The sequence below is a fragment of the Pseudomonas sp. WPR_5_2 genome (assembly GCF_003634475.1).
Taxonomy (GTDB): Bacteria; Pseudomonadota; Gammaproteobacteria; order Pseudomonadales; family Pseudomonadaceae; genus Aquipseudomonas; species Aquipseudomonas izuensis.
In genome coordinates this window covers 545,726-561,598 of sequence record NZ_RBLA01000001.1, presented here as the reverse complement: position 1 = coordinate 561,598, position 15,873 = coordinate 545,726, and the positions used below count along the sequence as shown (strand labels likewise).

Sequence of the window (15,873 nt, the reverse complement as noted above, 5' to 3'; positions counted from 1 at the left end):
TTCACTCTTTAAAGGGTTGCGACATGCTGTTGATAGCGTTCATAGGCCCGTTGCGAGGCCGCCACGTTCTCTGCAATCGGCTGGGTTTCGCTGGCCATGTCGAGTTGTACGCAACGCTGGCACAGATCCGCCAGGCTGTCCTCATGCCCGTTCGCCCGGGATGTGCACCACGCCGCCTGAATTGCCGCGCCAAGGGCGGCGGCTTCACTTTGTTCGGTACAAATCACGGGTGTGTTCAGGGTGTCGGCGATGATTTGCCGCCACACCTGGCTTTTCGAGCCGCCGCCGATCAGCCGAATGCTGCGGCTTTGTAAGCCATTGTGGCGCAACAGGTCCAGTCCGTGACGCAAACCAAAGGTCGTGCCTTCGACCACGGCGCGGCACAGGTTGGCCCGGGTCAGGTTGGTCATGGTCAGGCCCAGCACACTGCCGGTGGCATGGGGCAGGGCGGGAACCCGTTCACCGTTGAGGAAGGGCAGCATGCACACCCCTTCGGCGCCGATGGGGGCCTGGGCCACCAGCTCGTTGAAGCGCTCGATGTCCAGCTCGAACAGCTCACGAATGACGCCGTTGGCATTGGTCAGGTTCATGGTGCAGATCAACGGCAGCCAGCCGCCACTGGAAGAACAAAAGGTCGCGACCGCCGCATCGGCACTGACTTTCGGCGAGTCGGCATAGGCATACACCGTACCGGACGAGCCGAGGCTCATGGTGATCGCGCCGGGCTGGATGTTGCCGGTGCCGATGGCGCCCATCATGTTGTCGCCACCACCACTGGAAACCATTGCCTTCGGGTTGATGCCCAGTTGTTCGGCGATCGCCGGCAGCACGGTGCCGACCGCTGCGTGGGCGTCGATCAGTTTCGGCAATGCCGCTTGCAGGCGCCCGGTGGGGTCGATATCGCGCAGCAGCCGCACATCCCATTGACGGCTGCGCACATTGAAGTAGCCGGTGCCGGATGCATCGCCGTACTCGCTGCAACTTCGGCCGGTGAGCCAGAAGTTGAGGTAGTCGTGGGGCAGCAGGATGTGGGCGATGCGGGAAAAGATGTCGGGATGCTGTTCTTTGGTCCACAGCAGTTTGGACAGGGTGTAACCCGGAGCGATGACCACGCCGAGGCGTTCGAGCGATCCTTTTTCACCGCCCAGATGTTCGAGCAGCCGGTCATTGTCCGAGGTGGTTTCAGTGTCGCACCAGAGTTTGGCCGGGCGCAGGACCTGGCCCTGGTCGTCGAGCAGCACCAGGCCATGTTGCTGGCCTGAGACGCCAATGCCGAGGATGTCCTGGCCATCGACGTTGGCCGCCGACAAGGCGCGGCGGGTGGCGAGGGTGACTGCTTCCAGCCACTGTGCGGTGTCTTGCTCGCGACGGCCATTGGCGCCGCTGATCAGCGTGTGTGCGGCGGCGCCCTGGCCGAGGACCTGACCGCTCACTGCGTCGAGGACAAGGGCTTTGGTGCCTTGGGTGCCGCAGTCGATGCCGAGGAATAGTTGTTGGTTTGCCATGGCAGGTCCTTGGTGTGTCAGGTCGATCTCGGTGTCCCTATTCGCGAGCAGACTCGCTCCCACAGGGGATTTTGTGTACAACGCTGCCCCATGTGGGAGCGAGCCTGCTCGCGAAGACGGCAGTCCATTCAACATCATGTCTAAGCCAACACCCGCTCCAGAGTCCTGGTCACCCCCACCTTCCGCAAACTGTTGCAGCACCACTCGAACGCCGCGACAAACTCCGCCGAACGCGGTATTGCCGTGCCAAAAATCTCCTCGACGGCCAGCAAACGCTGGGTGATCAACGCATCATCCGCCACCAGGGCCTGACAGAACGCCGCCCGCGGATCCGGGATCGAGTAGGTCTCGCCATTCTCGTCCACGCCCTTCAGATACAACGCCCACGCCGCCACGACCAGTGCCGCACGTTCGGTCTCCCGGCCATCGGCGATCAGGCGGTTGATGGTTGGTACGGTGAACTTCGGAAACTTCGACGAACCGTCCGAACACACCCGCTCCAGTTGATCGGCGATCGCCCGGTTGGAAAAACGTGCCACCAGCGTGTTCTTGTACTCGGTCAGATCGATCCCCGGCACTGCTGACAACTGCGGGGTCACGTCCAGGTCCATGTAGTCGCGCATGAAGCGCACGAAGAGCGGATCGTCCATGGTCTCGTGGACAAAGCGATAGCCCTTCAAAAAGCCCAGGTAGGTCAGGGCCAGATGGCTGCCGTTGAGCAGTTTGATTTTCATCTCTTCGTAAGGCGTGACGTCGTCGGTGAACTGCACGCCGACCTTTTCCCAGGCCGGGCGGCCGTAGACGAATTTGTCTTCCAGCACCCATTGCACAAAGGGTTCGCAGACCACCGGCCAGGCATCGTCCACCCCGTGTTTGTCGGCCAGTTGCAGGCGATGTTCAGTACTGGTCATCGGTGTGATGCGGTCGACCATGGCATTGGGGAAGCTCACGTTGCGCTCGATCCAGTCGCGCAATTGGACATCCCGCAGCGCGGCGAAGGCCAGCAACGCCTTGCGGGTCACTGCGCCGTTGTGCGGGAGGTTATCGCAGGACATCAAGGTGAACGCCGGCGTACCTGCTGCCCGGCGCTTGGCCAGTGCGGCGCAGAGGAAACCGAACACGGTATTCGGCGTGTCCGGGTTGGCCAGGTCGTGCTGGATCTGCGGCAGATGGGCCATGAACTCGCCGGTGCTGTCGTCGATGCAGTAGCCACCTTCTGTGATGGTCAGCGAGACGATGCGGATCTGCGGATCGGCGAGTTTGTCGATCAGCGCTCGAGCACCGTCCTCGGCCAGCAGCATGTCGCGGATCGCTCCGATCACCCGGACTTCGGTGCCATCGGTATCACCCAGTTCGAACAAGGTGAACAGGCAGTCCTGTTCCTTGAGATCGTCCCGGGCGCGGCGGTCTTCGGTGCGCAGGCCGACGCCACAGATGGCCCAATCGAGGCCTTCGCCCAGGTTCATCAACGCATCGGTGTAGTACGCCTGATGGGCGCGGTGGAAACCGCCGACGCCGATATGGGCGATGCCTTGGCGGGTGTCGCTCAGGGCGTAGGCAGGCAGGACCACTTCAGGGGCGAGGCGGTTGAGGCTTTGTTTGTTCAATTTCATCACAAGCACTCGAAAGTCAGGCGGCAGCGCGCAACGGGCGGGTCAGCGCCACGCCGTCGGCATCGAATAAATGGCAGTGTCCGGCATCCAGGTGCAGGCTCAGGGTTTCGCCGTAACGGCTGGCCAGGTCACCGCGAACCCGCATGGTCAGGGCTTCGCCGCTAGCGGTTCGCACATGGCAGAACGTGTCGCTGCCCAGGCGTTCGCTGACATCGGCAGTCACTTGCAAGGTGCAATCGCCCGGCTTGGCCAGTTCCAGGTGTTCCGGGCGAATACCCAGGGTGACGGCGCCGCCGACGCTCAGATTGGCGCTGCTCAATGGCAGGCTGATACGGGTACCGGCGTCCAGTTGCACTTCACAGCCCTGGCCGTCGACCCGGGTGACGTTTCCTTTGAGAAAGCCCATTTTCGGCGTGCCGAGAAAGCCCGCGACAAACAGGTTGGCCGGTTGGTGGTAAAGGTCCAGGGGCGAGCCGACCTGTTCGATTTTGCCGCCATTGAGTACCACGACCTTGTCGGCCATGGTCATGGCTTCGACCTGGTCGTGGGTCACGTAGATCATTGTGGCTTGCAGTTCCTTGTGCAGCCGCAACAGTTCCAGGCGCATCTGTACCCGCAAGGCGGCGTCGAGGTTGGACAGCGGTTCGTCGAACAGGAAGATTTTCGGGTTGCGCACGATGGCCCGGCCGATCGCCACACGCTGACGCTGGCCACCGGACAGTTGCTTGGGTTTGCGCTCGAGCATCGGCCCCAGTTCCAGGATGCGCGCCGCTTCGCCGACCTTTTTCTCGACTTCGGCTTTGGGCACGCCCGCCAGATCGAGGGCGAACGACATGTTCTTGCGCACGCTCATGTGCGGATACAGGGCGTAGGTCTGGAACACCATCGCCAGGTCACGCTTGGCGGGGCTGACTTCGGTGATGTCGCGGCCATCGAGTTCGAGGGTGCCGCCGCTGACTTCTTCAAGGCCGGCGATCAGGCGCAGCAAGGTGGATTTGCCGCAGCCCGAGGGGCCGACGAACACGACGAACTCCTTGTCGTTCACTTCCAGGTCGATGCCCTTGATGATGGAAAAACCTTCGAAGCCTTTTTGCAGATTCTTGATTTTCAGGTTGGCCATGGTGATGGGCCTCCATGTATTGAATTCATTGACGCCCCGGACGGGCTCTTTGTAGGCGCTGGCTTGCCAGCGAAGGCGGTCTGAAGACCGCCGCAAAATTGAGGGCCTCTTCGCTGGCAAGCCAGCTCCTACAGGGGGACCGTGTTGGGGCAAGGATCCGGGTAAGGGACCGAGTTGCGTCAGTTCATTTCACTGCACCAAACGACAACCCGCGCACCAGTTGTTTCTGGCTGATCCAGCCGAAGATCAGGATCGGCGCGCACGCCAGGGTCGAGACGGCGGACAACTTGGCCCAGAACAAACCTTCGGGGCTCGAGTACGAGGCGATCAATGCGGTCAGGGGCGCGGCTTTCGACGAGGTCAGGTTCAGCGACCAGAACGCTTCGTTCCAGCACAGGATCAGCGACAGCAGCACGGTGGATGCCAAACCGCCCTTGGCAATCGGCAGCAGTACCCGGAGCATTTCCTGCGCCAGGGTGGCACCGTCCAGTCGGGCGGCTTCGAGGATGTCCTTGGGAATGTCCTTGAAGTAGGTGTAAACCATCCAGACCACGATCGGCAGGTTGATCAGGGTGTAGATCACGATCAGCGCGATGCGCGTGTCGAGCAGGCCGAAGCTCTTGGCCAGCAGGTAGATCGGCATCAGCACGCCCACCGGCGGCAGCATCTTGGTGGAGAGCATCCACAGCAGCGTGCCCTTGGTGCGCTGGGTTTCGTAGAACGCCATCGAGTAGGCCGCCGGCACCGCGATCAGCAGGCACAGGGCCGTGGCGCTGAAGGAAATCACCACCGAGTTCCAGGCGAAGCTTGCGTAATCGCTGCGCTCGTTGATGTGCAGGTAGTTCTCCAGCGTCGGGGTGAAGATGAACTGCGGCGGCGTGGCGAAGGCGTCGATTTCGGTTTTGAAACTGGTGAGCACCATCCAGAAAATCGGGAAGAAAATCAGGATCGCTATGGCCCAGGCCAGGGTGCCCAGCAGCAGGCTTTGCAGACGACGGGATTGTTGTAGGGTCATGGCGCGGGCCTCAGGCTTTGTCGGTCAGGTTTTTGCCGATCATCCGCACCAGGACGATGGCCGCGATGTTGGCAATCACCACCGCGATCAAACCGCCCGCGGAGGCCATGCCGACGTCGAACTGCACCAACGCCTGGTTGTAGATCAGGTAGGCGAGGTTGGTCGAGGCGTAGCCGGGGCCGCCGTTGGTGGTGGTGAAGATTTCAGCGAACACCGAGAGCAGGAAGATGGTTTCGATCATCACCACCACCGCGATGGGGCGCGCCAGGTGCGGCAACGTCAGGTGCCAGAAAATCGCGACCGGTCCGGCACCGTCCAGGCGCGCCGCTTCCTTCTGTTCCTGATCGAGGGACTGCATGGCGGTCATCAGGATCAGGATCGCGAAGGGCAGCCATTGCCACGAGACAATGATGATGATCGACAGCAGCGGGTAGTGCGCCAGCCAATCCACCGGTTGCGCGCCGAACAGTTTCCAGACGTAGGCGAGAATCCCCGACACAGGATGGAAAATCAGGTTCTTCCAGATCAGCGCGCCGACGGTGGGCATGATGAAGAAGGGCGAGATCAGCATCACCCGCACGATGCCGCGACCGAGGAACTCACTGGCTTCCAGTAACGCGCTGATCAACACCCCCAGCACCACGCTGATCAGCAGCACGCTGCCCACCAGTAACAAGGTGTTGGTGGCGCCGGGCATGAACCCCGAGTCGGTCAGGAAGTAGGTGAAGTTTTCCAGCCCGACGAATTCGTTTTCGCCGGGATAGAGCAGGTTGTAGCGGATCATCGAGAAATAAACGGTCATGCCCAGCGGCACGAGCATCCACAGCAGCAACAAGGCCACCGACGGGCTGACCAGAAACCAGCCAGGGTTGGTCAACCGGCTTTTACGCAGCGGTTGAGCGATGTTCAGATGAGCTTTGGCAATTGACGTATTCATGGTGTTAAAACCCATTGGGTACAGCAAGGAAGACCAACTGTGGGAGCTGGCTTGTCAGCGATAACGGTAGGTCAGCCGATAACGACGTTGACGCTGCTGACGCCATCGCTGGCAAGCCAGCTCCCACAAGGGAAGCGGTGGTTATTTGGGATAACCCGCGCGCTTCATCTCGCGTTCGGTGGTTTGCTGGGCCGCCACCAGCGCCTGGTCAACCGAGGTCTGGCCGATCAGCGCTGCAGAGAAGGACTTGCCAACCTGTGTACCAACGCCCTGGAACTCGGGAATGGTCACCAGTTGAATACCGATGTATGGCACCGGTCTGGCCCCCGGCTTGCTTGGGTCCGCTGCCTTGAGCGACTCCAGTGTCACCTTGGCGAACGGCGCGGCATCCATGTAGGCCTCGCTGTAGGTCGAGGCCCGGGTGCCGGGCGGTACATTGGCGATGCCATCGGTCTTGGCGACCAGCTCGCCGTATTCCTTCGACGTGGCCCAGGCACTGAAGGTCTTCGCCGCATCCTTGGACTTGGAGCTGGTGGGAATTGCCAGAGCCCAGGAGTACAGCCAGGCCGAGCCTTTGTCGGTTGTTTCATGGGGCGCGTAGGTGAAGCCGACGTGGTCGCTGACCTTGCTCTGGGTTTTGTCGGTGACGAACGAGCCGGCCACGCTGGCATCGACCCAGATCGCACATTTGCCGCTGTTGAACAGCGCCAGGTTTTCATTGAATCCGTTGCTCGAAGCCCCCGGCGGACCCGATTTTTTCATAGTGTCGACATAGAAATTCAGCGCGTTTTTCCACTCGGGGCCGTTGAATTCAGGCTGCCACTTCTCATCGAACCACCGCGCGCCATAGGCGTTTGCGACCGTGCTGATCAGCGCCATGTTCTCGCCCCAGCCGGCCTTGCCGCGCAGGCAGATGCCGTACTGTTCCTTATCCTTGTGGGTGAGCTTGCTGGCGAATTCGCCGATCTGTGCCCAGGTCGGGCGCTCGGGCATGGTCAGGCCGGCGTCCTTGAACAGGTCGGTGCGGTAATAGGTGATGGAGCTTTCGGCGTAGAACGGCAGGGCATACAGCGAACCCTTGACCGACAGGCCTTCTCGCACCGAGGGGAACACATCGTCGAGTTCATAACCGGCCGGCAAATCCGTCATGGGCTCCAACCAACCCTTGGCACCCCAGAGTGCCGCTTCGTACATGCCGATGGTCAGCACATCGAACTGTCCGCCCTGGGTCGCGATGTCAGTGGTCAGGCGCTGACGCAAGACGTTTTCCTCCAGCACCACCCAATTGAGCTTGATCTGCGGATGCTCGGACTCGAAGGTTTTCGAGAGCTTTTGCATGCGGATCATGTCGCTGTTGTTGACGGTGGCGATGGTCAGGGTCTGGGCGCCGAGGCTGACGCTGCTGAGGGTTATGCAAGTGAGGGCTAGCAGAGCTTTTGCAGAAGGTTGCATCGAGCACTCCTTTTCTGCACCCGGTGGAGTGCAGAAGGACAGTTATTGTTTTTTTGTCTTCCGGATGTAGGAAGAATCTGTGCTGATTACAACGTTCAATTGAGAGCGAAACAAATCATCCGTCGCACTTGGATTGATACTATTTTGCACTGGGGTTTGTGCGGGAGAACACAGGGAAGGGGGTTGCGGCGGTTGGCGTGTGTCGGATCTGTACAGGTTTTCTGTCTTTGCTCAGCACCTGTGGGAGCGGGCTTGCCCGCGATGGCGTTGGGTCAGTCCCATTAATACTGACTGGGCTGACGCTATCGCGGGCAAGCCCGCTCCCACAGGGTTTTGTGTTGTTACCCGAGGTTTTGCTCGGTCAAACGCTGCACCACCAACCGCCGGTAATGCGACGGGGTCATGCCCTTGAGCTGCTGAAAGCGCCGGTTGAAATTGGAAATGTTGTTGAAACCGGACTCGAAACACACGTCGGTCACCGGCTTGTTGCCATCGGCCAGCAACTCGCAGGACTTGCTGATGCGCAGGCGATTGACGAACTCGATGAAATTACGCCCCGTGGCCTGTTTGAACACCCGGCTGAAGTAGGTCGGCTTCATGCCCAGATGCTCGGCGACTTCCTCCAGCGTCAGGTCCCGGGCGTAGTGGGCGAAGATGTAATCCACCGCCCGGTTGGTGCGGTCGATGTTGTTTTCGTCCGCCAGTTGCGGCGTCGTAGCGCCGGACAGCAACTGGTAATCGTCGCAGGTCGCGAGCAATTCCAGCAGGATGAAAAAATGCCCGAGGCGAGTCATGCCGGTCGTATCAGCGACACACTGCATCAGCTCCATGGCCTTGCGGATCGTATGTTTACAGCGAAACTCGATACCGTACTGCGCACGTTCCAGCAGCGGTGCCAGGGTCTTGAGTTCGGCGAACACCTGATAGCCACTGTCGAACAGTTCATCGGTGAAGTTGACCAGCATGTCGCGCTTGGGCACCACTTCATCCTCGGCCACCTGGCTGATCCAGTTGTGGGGCAGGTTGGGGCCGGTGAGGAACAGGGTTTCGGGGTAGAAATTGCCGATGTAGTCGCCAATGAACACCTTGCCGGAGCTGGCGACGATCAGGTGCAGTTCGTATTCCTTGTGGAAATGCCAGCGCACCAGCGGGCAGGGGAAACCATGCTGGCGATAGATGATGGACAACCCGTTGTGGTCATCCATCAGCTCGTAGGAAGGGTCGGTGACTCTGGTAGTACGGGTCATGTCAGGGCGCTTTTGTTGTAGTCGCTGCCTGATCATGCCATAGGCCGCATCCCTGTAGGAGCGAGCCCTGCTCGCGATGGACGTCAACGATAACGCGTGCTGTCTGAATGAGCGCATTACCCAAAACTTTGTTGCGAGCAGGATTCGGTCCTACAAACGATTCTTCGCTTCGATCCACTGCGACATGTACTGCGTGCTCTTGTGATGGTGGTGGCGCAGCATGTTGCCGGTGAAGTTGTCCCGTCTGATGGCGGGCAAGTTTTGCAGGCAGTGCTCGATGCGGGCGATCAATGCAGGCCCATGAACATTTTGCTGGTAACGATTGGCCAACAGTTGCAGTCCTTGCACCTGTGCCTCCAGCCATCGGTCCCTGTCCTGATGAAGTTGCACGGCATGGTCGGCGAATGCCTGGGCCGTCCGGGTCACCGCACCCGGCCATGGCTCCTCGCCATGCATCGCCTCCGCACCCACCGGCGTCGTGACATTGGGCGTGCCAGTGAGCATCGCATCGACAATCTTGCCTTTGACCCCCGCGCCAAAACGCAGCGGCGCCAGGCACACTCGGGCCGCCGACATGACTTGCAGCGCGTCTTCTGCCCAGTTCATTACGTGAAATCCCTGGGCCGGGTTGTGCAGGGCAGTCGCCTTGGGCGGTGTATAGGCGCCATAAATATGCAATTGAGCGCCGGGTAGTTTCTCCCGGATCAGCGGCCAGATAGCGGTTTTCAGCCAGAGCACCGCATCCCAGTTGGGCGCGTGGCGAAAGTTGCCGATATGCAGGAAGTGCGCGCGCTCTTCGAACGGCACGGGCGCGGTACTCGGCAGATCAACCATCAACGGACACCAATGCAACAGGTCGCGGGGCATTTTGAACTGGTGGACCAGTATGTCGATCTCGATTTCGGACACCATCAGTGTCAAATCACAACGATAAAACGCTGCGATCTCTCGTTTGGCCAGATCGGTAGTGGCCATGTGTTCAAACTCTTCACGCATCGCCGGAGCGAACAATCCGGTGAAGTCATTGCCGTCGTCACTGGCCTTCAAACGGTCCTTGAGGCGTTGATGCCGCCCCTGTCGCAGGCTTTGCAGGTCACAACTTTCGAGCATGCGCAACGCATCGGGGCAATACTTCTCGACCCGCCAGCCGAACTGTTCTTCCATCATGAATTGATCGAACAACACGATGTCAGGAGCCAATTCACTGATGAAAGTGTCGAAACTGCTGTTGTTCAACTCGATCGGCACTTCGCGAATGCCCAAGGCTGTCAGGTCGGCACGCTGCTCGCCATAGCCGGCCGGGCTGCTGAAGGTGATGTCCCAGCCGCGCTGCAAAAAAACCTCGAGGATTTGCATCACATGCCCACTGGCCGCTGAAGAGCGGGGCTCGGGCCAGACATAGCCGATAACCAGGACTTTGGTTGCGCGGGGGGAATTCATCAGGGGCTTTTTCCTTGAAACGGTCAGGGCGGAACGGGCAGGGTGCCAATTAAATCACAGGTGCTGTGGACGGCGGGTTGGTTCGCTCCGTTTCGTGCGATGAAGCGAACTGCCGAGGTGGACGCTCCCCTGAAAGGCGTCGGGTCTGAATTTATTCAGGCGCTGATTTCAGGGATTTTTTTTCGAGTTCGTTTCTTTCGGCCCATCGATGACCTTTTCGATCCAGTTCTTATCCATCGGATCCATCCATCGAGTAACCGGTGGAGTGGCCGCCCAGTCGGTGGCAATAATCTGTCTCCCTTCGCCACTCCATTTTGCCATTTGATCCTTGAGTTTTTCCATGTATTGGGAAGCCGGGCAACAGATGTCTGCCCATGCGTCGACAACCCATGCGTTGATATATTCAGGCTCACTAAAATCGTGGGTTGAATGATAAGTTCCCATCGGAATCCCGACAACTGTAAAGGCGTGCGCTCCTGGCATTTTCCATAGACTTGCGTCACCACCATTGTTTAGGACGATTGCAGCGCTTACATAGGCCATCTGGTCACAGTTTCCCGCGCCTGTCTTTAAAATCGTTTCAGGATAATTGGGTTTTCCAATTCTGGAATATTCCCACAGCACAACCGGTTTAGTTAGCGAGGCTCGCTGTATGTCAATGGAGTCATGTGGCAGTTGTTGGTTGAAGGGGCCTAGTCCGGTGGCCTGTATTTGGGTATCTACTTGATTTTTTGCGTTGTTCGCATAAAAGCTATTTTTACGGTGCTCAGGAAGCCTGTCGAATCCCGGCTGTTTATTGGCTTTGTTGATCTTTATAGGCATGATGTAGACCTCAATGTCTCGAATGTTATTTTTATTCCAAACATCAATAAGAAGCTCGCGTTTAGCTTCGTCCGAAAATAAGTCGACCTTCTTTTTTAATTCGTCAATCTCATCAGGTGTAAATCCTTTTTTATCGATGAGTGTGCTGTATAGATCTTCCAGCGTTGGCAATGCCATAAAGGGGCGACTGGGTGCGCCTTTGCCAGCCACTAAAAAGGGATCTTTAAGTTTGTGATATCCCTTGATCAAATCGGCAGCCAGGCCGTCTTCAGAAAAATCGATTTTTATGAATTTGATATTCTCAGTTTTTTTCTTGTCATAGGCGCAATAATAAAAAAGTCCGGTGTCGACTTCCGTAACCAAGTATTCGTATGTGCCCCAGACGTAGCCTGGGATGTCTATCTTGAATGCTCTTACATCGCGCATGTCATCAATGCCGTTAACAATGGCGTTGACTCTTACAGTGCAAGTGTTTTTTTCAATTTCATTATCGATTTGTTTGGTCAGGAATCCGAAGTTTTGGTCTTTGATAATGCTGCCTGTTGTTTCGGATTTGAACGTCAGGGGCTCTATTGAAGGTGCAGCATTAGCTTTTCCTTTAACACCATCGAAATGGAATATACGTCGCTCATGTATGACCCGAGCGTTTACACCCTTCGACGGCCAAAGACGCTTGTGCTCAAGCGCTTGTGCGCGTGTTTGATCGTGTGTTTCGGTGTCGCCTATGAATTTTGAGAGGCAAGTCACACCTCTCTGGGACTTACCCCCCTTGCTGCATACCGCATTAAACCCTTCAAGTTCGCCTGAATAGAGCGGTGATGACAGGTCTGTGAGGGTCTGCGATTGTTCAGGATTGAACCGATAAGCTTTATCGCCAACGACGACGTCGATGTCCCCGGAAAAACGCTGAATCGTGTGAGGCTCGTTATCGAACAGTCGTGATGGCGTGAGCGCGGTTGATCCGTCGCCGAACGTCGTAGTCTCCAACGGGATCGAACTGGTGGGTCTGAAGTTCTCGAGGGGCGGGCCATACGGCCGATTGCGGACCGCGTCAAAGGCATACCATTTCCCGTCTTTGAACAGCGCAGTGAACGGGTTGGTTTGGCCTGGCAACCCTGCGCTGACAACGCCTTCTGCGATATCGGCGCGTTTGAGTAATTGCGCATGGTCGATGGCTTTGGTGGTGCCATAAAGACTCTTGATCTGGTCGATGCCAATGCCAGCGGCTCGGTATGCGGTGGTTCCCAGCTTGCACACCACGTTTTTCCCGAACTTGAGCAAATCACCCACGCCATCCAGCGGGTTGGCGGATGAGACGAGGCTGCTGCTCATGATCCAGGTCATTTTCAGCGCCTTGGGAACGAATTTGCCCGCCGCTTTTGCCACCTTGACGGCCTGGCCTGCTGCCACGCCGCCGGGTATGACGAAGCCCGCTGCGTCCAATACGCAGTCGAACACTGCTGAGCCGACGTTGCCCTGACTGATGTTGTCGATACAGGATTTGAACGGCACAAGGCTGGCGAAGAAGTTTAATATTTTGGTCTTGAATGCCTTTTCATCTTCCGAATTCGTCGAGCCCCGGGCCACGCTTTCGAGCTGTTCTCGCCCCACCACGAAATGTTCATCAACGACGACCTTGGCCAGATAGTCAACCCGTGAGCTTGGAGAAAAGGCGTCGGGCACTCTGTCGAAGTTGTATCCGGCAGGGTAGAACGTGGCCTGTTGGGTGATGGGTGTTATTTCTTCGATGATGACGTCCGATGTGACGTCGCTGCGTGGCGCTGAACCTTTTTCATAGGCATCCCAATCGAGGGGTTGTGGTGTGGCGCATTGCTTTTCTATGCCGCCGCTCGAATAATTAATGCCGCGAAAGGATTTAAATTCGCCATTCAACTTCAGCTCGATTGGAAGTTTTGTGTTCTTTCGAATTTCCACTGAACCAGGAAACACTTCGTAGTAAGTGACCTTTCCCTTGTACTCCGATCGAATCAAAATGCCGTGTCGGCCTTTGTGTGCCTCTATCTCTTCTGGCGTCTGGAGATACCTGTTTTTATCGATCGCACTGCGCACCGAATAAAATTTCTGGCTGCCATATTCAAGGCTTTGTCGATCCTCCAGTGGTAACTGCGATATCAAGTATTTGAATACGGATTCGGAGCCACTGCGCAGGTTGTCAAAGTAAGCAGTAAAGGTTTCCTTGAAAAGTGAATCGGCGGATTTTAATTGATTGAAATTTCTTTCAAGTGTTTGGATGAGAATCTGATCGTTGTAAGAGCTCCATATTCCGGGTTTCAACTGGCCGGTGATGTAGAGGTCCAGCAACGAGTACATCGAAGCCTGTATGTTATGCGGGATATTTTTACGACGAAGGCACAGGTCCCGGTACGGCAAACCTTTACCGAAAACCCGTTCCAGCTCGGCCAGGGCAAGCCCCTCTCTGGTCGGCATGTCCGCCGTCAACGAGTCCCGAGCCCCGGACATTTCCGTTCTGACGTTATTGAATTTCTCCCGGGCGATATCCAACTGTGCCGCTGTGTAGGTATCAGTGGCATTCGCCACGAGGACCCCATTGGCTATCGCCCAGTCGATCAGTGGATCGACCGAGGCCGATTGCGCGGCTATTTCCTGGCCTGCCGTAATAGGGTCCGTACTGCCATAGTCCATGACCTGTTCGAAAGTCATCTGTCGGGTGGCTCCAGGATCGATTTGTTCGATGCGGGCGACCGCTATCCTGAAGCTTGTCCATGTGTGGCTACCGCAGACCAGATTGTCGGGCATATCGCGAACCAGAAACTCTGGTGCGAAGGCAGACAGCAAGTGGTAGGCGGCGACAGGCGCGGTGGTGGCCGAGACTTTTCCAGCCGCTAAAAGGTGAGCTTCGAGGCGACTGACGATAGTCGAGGGTTTGGCTCCCCAGTTGGCCGCCTGCGTGAGGTTGTATCCGGCCACATGGTTGCGCGGCAGGCCGGGCGTGGGGTCAAGGTCGAGCAGCAGGGCAGCCAAGACCCACTCGGTTTCACTGCCAGGAGTCGTTATGGCATTGAGATTCGACTCAAGGGACTTGCCCAGTTGAATGGCTTTAGCACTGTCAAGGGCAACATTCAGTCCCTGCACAGGACTGATCACCGACTTGAATTGCAAGAGCGTATTGAGCAGGCCTCCGGCCACCGTTTTTTCAAAGCGCTGAACGGTTTGCCGGACCGTTTGTATATGAGCAGGTGACAGGGGCCGCCCATAGCCCAGGGCGCCCTTGTAGTCGGCCCTTTTAGCGCTCTCGGGCAAAGTGAAAGACAGGACCTTGATTAAGTTACGTATTTCTCCCGCGGTTTTCGGTACTTTCCAGCCCATGGCGTCGATGAACCGTTGCGCAGTGACCATGCGCCGGGCTTCTTGCGGATGTTTGATGGCAAACAACGAGTCCTTGTGGGTGGCGAATGTTCCGGCGTTGAGATTTACGGAAGCGTCATCGAGTTTGTCATTGATGAGCCCGGTCAGTGCCGATATCAGGGCGTGATTGGCGTAAAGGTCACTCAGGCGTTGTCGTTGTTTTTCAATCTGGGCTTCGGATCTCGATTCCAATGGCCTGAGCGGGTCGTCGGGTTCGATTTGGTCAAATGCCGGGTCAGCAGCCAATTCCAGGGCCCGCTGGCGTGCCTGAGACGGGTCCGGCGCTGAGCGTTCGCCATGGAACCCGCTGACCAGCGCAAGAGGAACGGACGAACCGGTCGGATAAGACACGCCAATGTAGGTTGGATCGACAATGCCAAGCGTCCTCAGTATCGGGCCGGCAACACGGGCCCAGCCACTGTCGTCATTCAGAGTGAAGGTCGTTTCGACTCCCTTGACCTTGCCGATCAGTGTGTTGTCCGCTGTACGGATTTTCACAGTGGCAAGGTCAAGGTTTGCCTGCCGGGCCCAATCAATAAAGAATGGATTTTTGATGGCGCTGACAAAATTCAGCCAGCACTGGCCAAAGGTTGAATGCATCGGGATTGCGACCGTCGCAGCGCTGTAACTGACCTTGCCTTCGGCATAATGGGTCAACGCGTTGGCGTAGCGTTCAACCAACTGCCGGTCACCCGCGGCCCGGGAAGCATCCATCCAGAGGGCCTCGCGCCGCTTGCGCAGCACACGCACCACCAGCCTTGCCGCCCCGGTTGCGTCATCCGCAGGCCCTTCGTTTTCGTTTAGTTCTTCAGCGTCGATGGCCGCAGTCTGAAGCTCATCCAGTACCTTCAGATAGTCAGTCAAGCGCGCCTGTTTTTCAGATTCGGTCTCTTCGACTTCGACGTCAGGAGAGATGGCGGGAGCATCACCCTGCATACTGTCCAGATCAAAATCGGCGCTGGCGTATTCGGTATCGCGTTTAACTCTGCGCGAGGCGGTTGGCTCGGCAGCGGGTATCGAGTTGGCAGTCTTAAGGGTGTGCGCGTCTATGGGGAGTTCTTGAATCAGCTCGACAAAGGTTTTTTGGGGGGATTGCAGGCTGTGTTGTCTGAGCAACTGTGCGACTTCACCGATCAGATGAGTGGGGATGACTTGAAAGCTTTTGCACGCTGGATTACTGCGGGTGTGCGCACCTGACAGCCTGCTGACGGGCTGCGGTGAAGTAGAGGGGGGTGAATGAGTTATCGAGGGCGAAGCGGTTGAATTAACGTTTACGGGGAACATGTGGACTCTGTTCAATACGCAAGAAGTAAAGTCCTCGACCTCCAAGTGTCA

Annotated in this window: 9 protein-coding genes; all 9 read right to left on the bottom strand. The window is 57.5% G+C overall.

Annotated features, from left to right (window positions below; translation table 11 throughout):
- Positions 1 to 8: 8 nt before the first annotated feature.
- On the bottom strand, positions 9 to 1,505 hold the full coding sequence (xylB, locus tag BJ917_RS02455) for a xylulokinase (protein ID WP_121101608.1): 1,497 nt from the start codon (positions 1,503 to 1,505) through the stop codon (positions 9 to 11).
- A gap of 140 nt (positions 1,506 to 1,645) precedes the next feature.
- The gene (locus BJ917_RS02450) at positions 1,646 to 3,118 is read right to left on the bottom strand and encodes a mannitol dehydrogenase family protein (RefSeq protein ID WP_121101605.1); all 1,473 of its coding nucleotides are present in this window, start codon (positions 3,116 to 3,118) and stop codon (positions 1,646 to 1,648) included.
- A 16-nt stretch (positions 3,119 to 3,134) separates the two neighbouring features.
- On the bottom strand, positions 3,135 to 4,238 hold the full coding sequence (locus tag BJ917_RS02445; RefSeq protein WP_121101603.1) for an ABC transporter ATP-binding protein: 1,104 nt from the start codon (positions 4,236 to 4,238) through the stop codon (positions 3,135 to 3,137).
- 184 nt (positions 4,239 to 4,422) lie between these two features.
- Positions 4,423 to 5,253 carry a carbohydrate ABC transporter permease gene (locus BJ917_RS02440; protein WP_121101600.1) on the bottom strand — a complete coding sequence of 277 codons (831 nt, stop codon included), beginning with the start codon at positions 5,251 to 5,253 and terminating at the stop codon, positions 4,423 to 4,425.
- 10 nt (positions 5,254 to 5,263) lie between these two features.
- On the bottom strand, positions 5,264 to 6,190 hold the full coding sequence (locus BJ917_RS02435) for a carbohydrate ABC transporter permease (RefSeq protein WP_096515377.1): 927 nt from the start codon (positions 6,188 to 6,190) through the stop codon (positions 5,264 to 5,266).
- A gap of 141 nt (positions 6,191 to 6,331) precedes the next feature.
- Positions 6,332 to 7,642, bottom strand: coding sequence for a sugar ABC transporter substrate-binding protein (locus BJ917_RS02430; protein ID WP_096511286.1), 1,311 nt, complete (start codon positions 7,640 to 7,642; stop codon positions 6,332 to 6,334).
- Positions 7,643 to 7,983: 341 nt separating this feature from the next.
- Positions 7,984 to 8,889 (bottom strand): AraC family transcriptional regulator, encoded by a 906-nt coding sequence (locus BJ917_RS02425; protein WP_096511288.1) that lies wholly within the window; start codon positions 8,887 to 8,889, stop codon positions 7,984 to 7,986.
- A gap of 150 nt (positions 8,890 to 9,039) precedes the next feature.
- Positions 9,040 to 10,329, bottom strand: a complete 1,290-nt coding sequence (locus BJ917_RS02420; protein WP_096511290.1) for a glycosyltransferase — start codon at positions 10,327 to 10,329, stop codon at positions 9,040 to 9,042.
- A gap of 168 nt (positions 10,330 to 10,497) precedes the next feature.
- Positions 10,498 to 15,822 carry a hypothetical protein gene (locus BJ917_RS02415; RefSeq protein ID WP_147432536.1) on the bottom strand — a complete coding sequence of 1,775 codons (5,325 nt, stop codon included), beginning with the start codon at positions 15,820 to 15,822 and terminating at the stop codon, positions 10,498 to 10,500.
- Positions 15,823 to 15,873: the final 51 nt, after the last annotated feature.

Bases quoted from the DNA above. Each gene is read 5' to 3' on its own strand.
- BJ917_RS02420 (WP_096511290.1), bottom strand. From the start codon at position 10,329: ATGAATTCCCCCCGCGCAACCAAAGTCCTGGTTATCGGCTATGTCTGG.
- BJ917_RS02445 (WP_121101603.1), bottom strand. From the start codon at position 4,238: ATGGCCAACCTGAAAATCAAGAATCTGCAAAAAGGCTTCGAAGGTTTT.
- BJ917_RS02450 (WP_121101605.1), bottom strand. From the start codon at position 3,118: ATGAAATTGAACAAACAAAGCCTCAACCGCCTCGCCCCTGAAGTGGTC.
- BJ917_RS02440 (WP_121101600.1), bottom strand. From the start codon at position 5,253: ATGACCCTACAACAATCCCGTCGTCTGCAAAGCCTGCTGCTGGGCACC.
- BJ917_RS02435 (WP_096515377.1), bottom strand. From the start codon at position 6,190: ATGAATACGTCAATTGCCAAAGCTCATCTGAACATCGCTCAACCGCTG.
- BJ917_RS02430 (WP_096511286.1), bottom strand. From the start codon at position 7,642: ATGCAACCTTCTGCAAAAGCTCTGCTAGCCCTCACTTGCATAACCCTC.
- xylB (WP_121101608.1), bottom strand. From the start codon at position 1,505: ATGGCAAACCAACAACTATTCCTCGGCATCGACTGCGGCACCCAAGGC.
- BJ917_RS02425 (WP_096511288.1), bottom strand. From the start codon at position 8,889: ATGACCCGTACTACCAGAGTCACCGACCCTTCCTACGAGCTGATGGAT.
- BJ917_RS02415 (WP_147432536.1), bottom strand. From the start codon at position 15,822: ATGTTCCCCGTAAACGTTAATTCAACCGCTTCGCCCTCGATAACTCAT.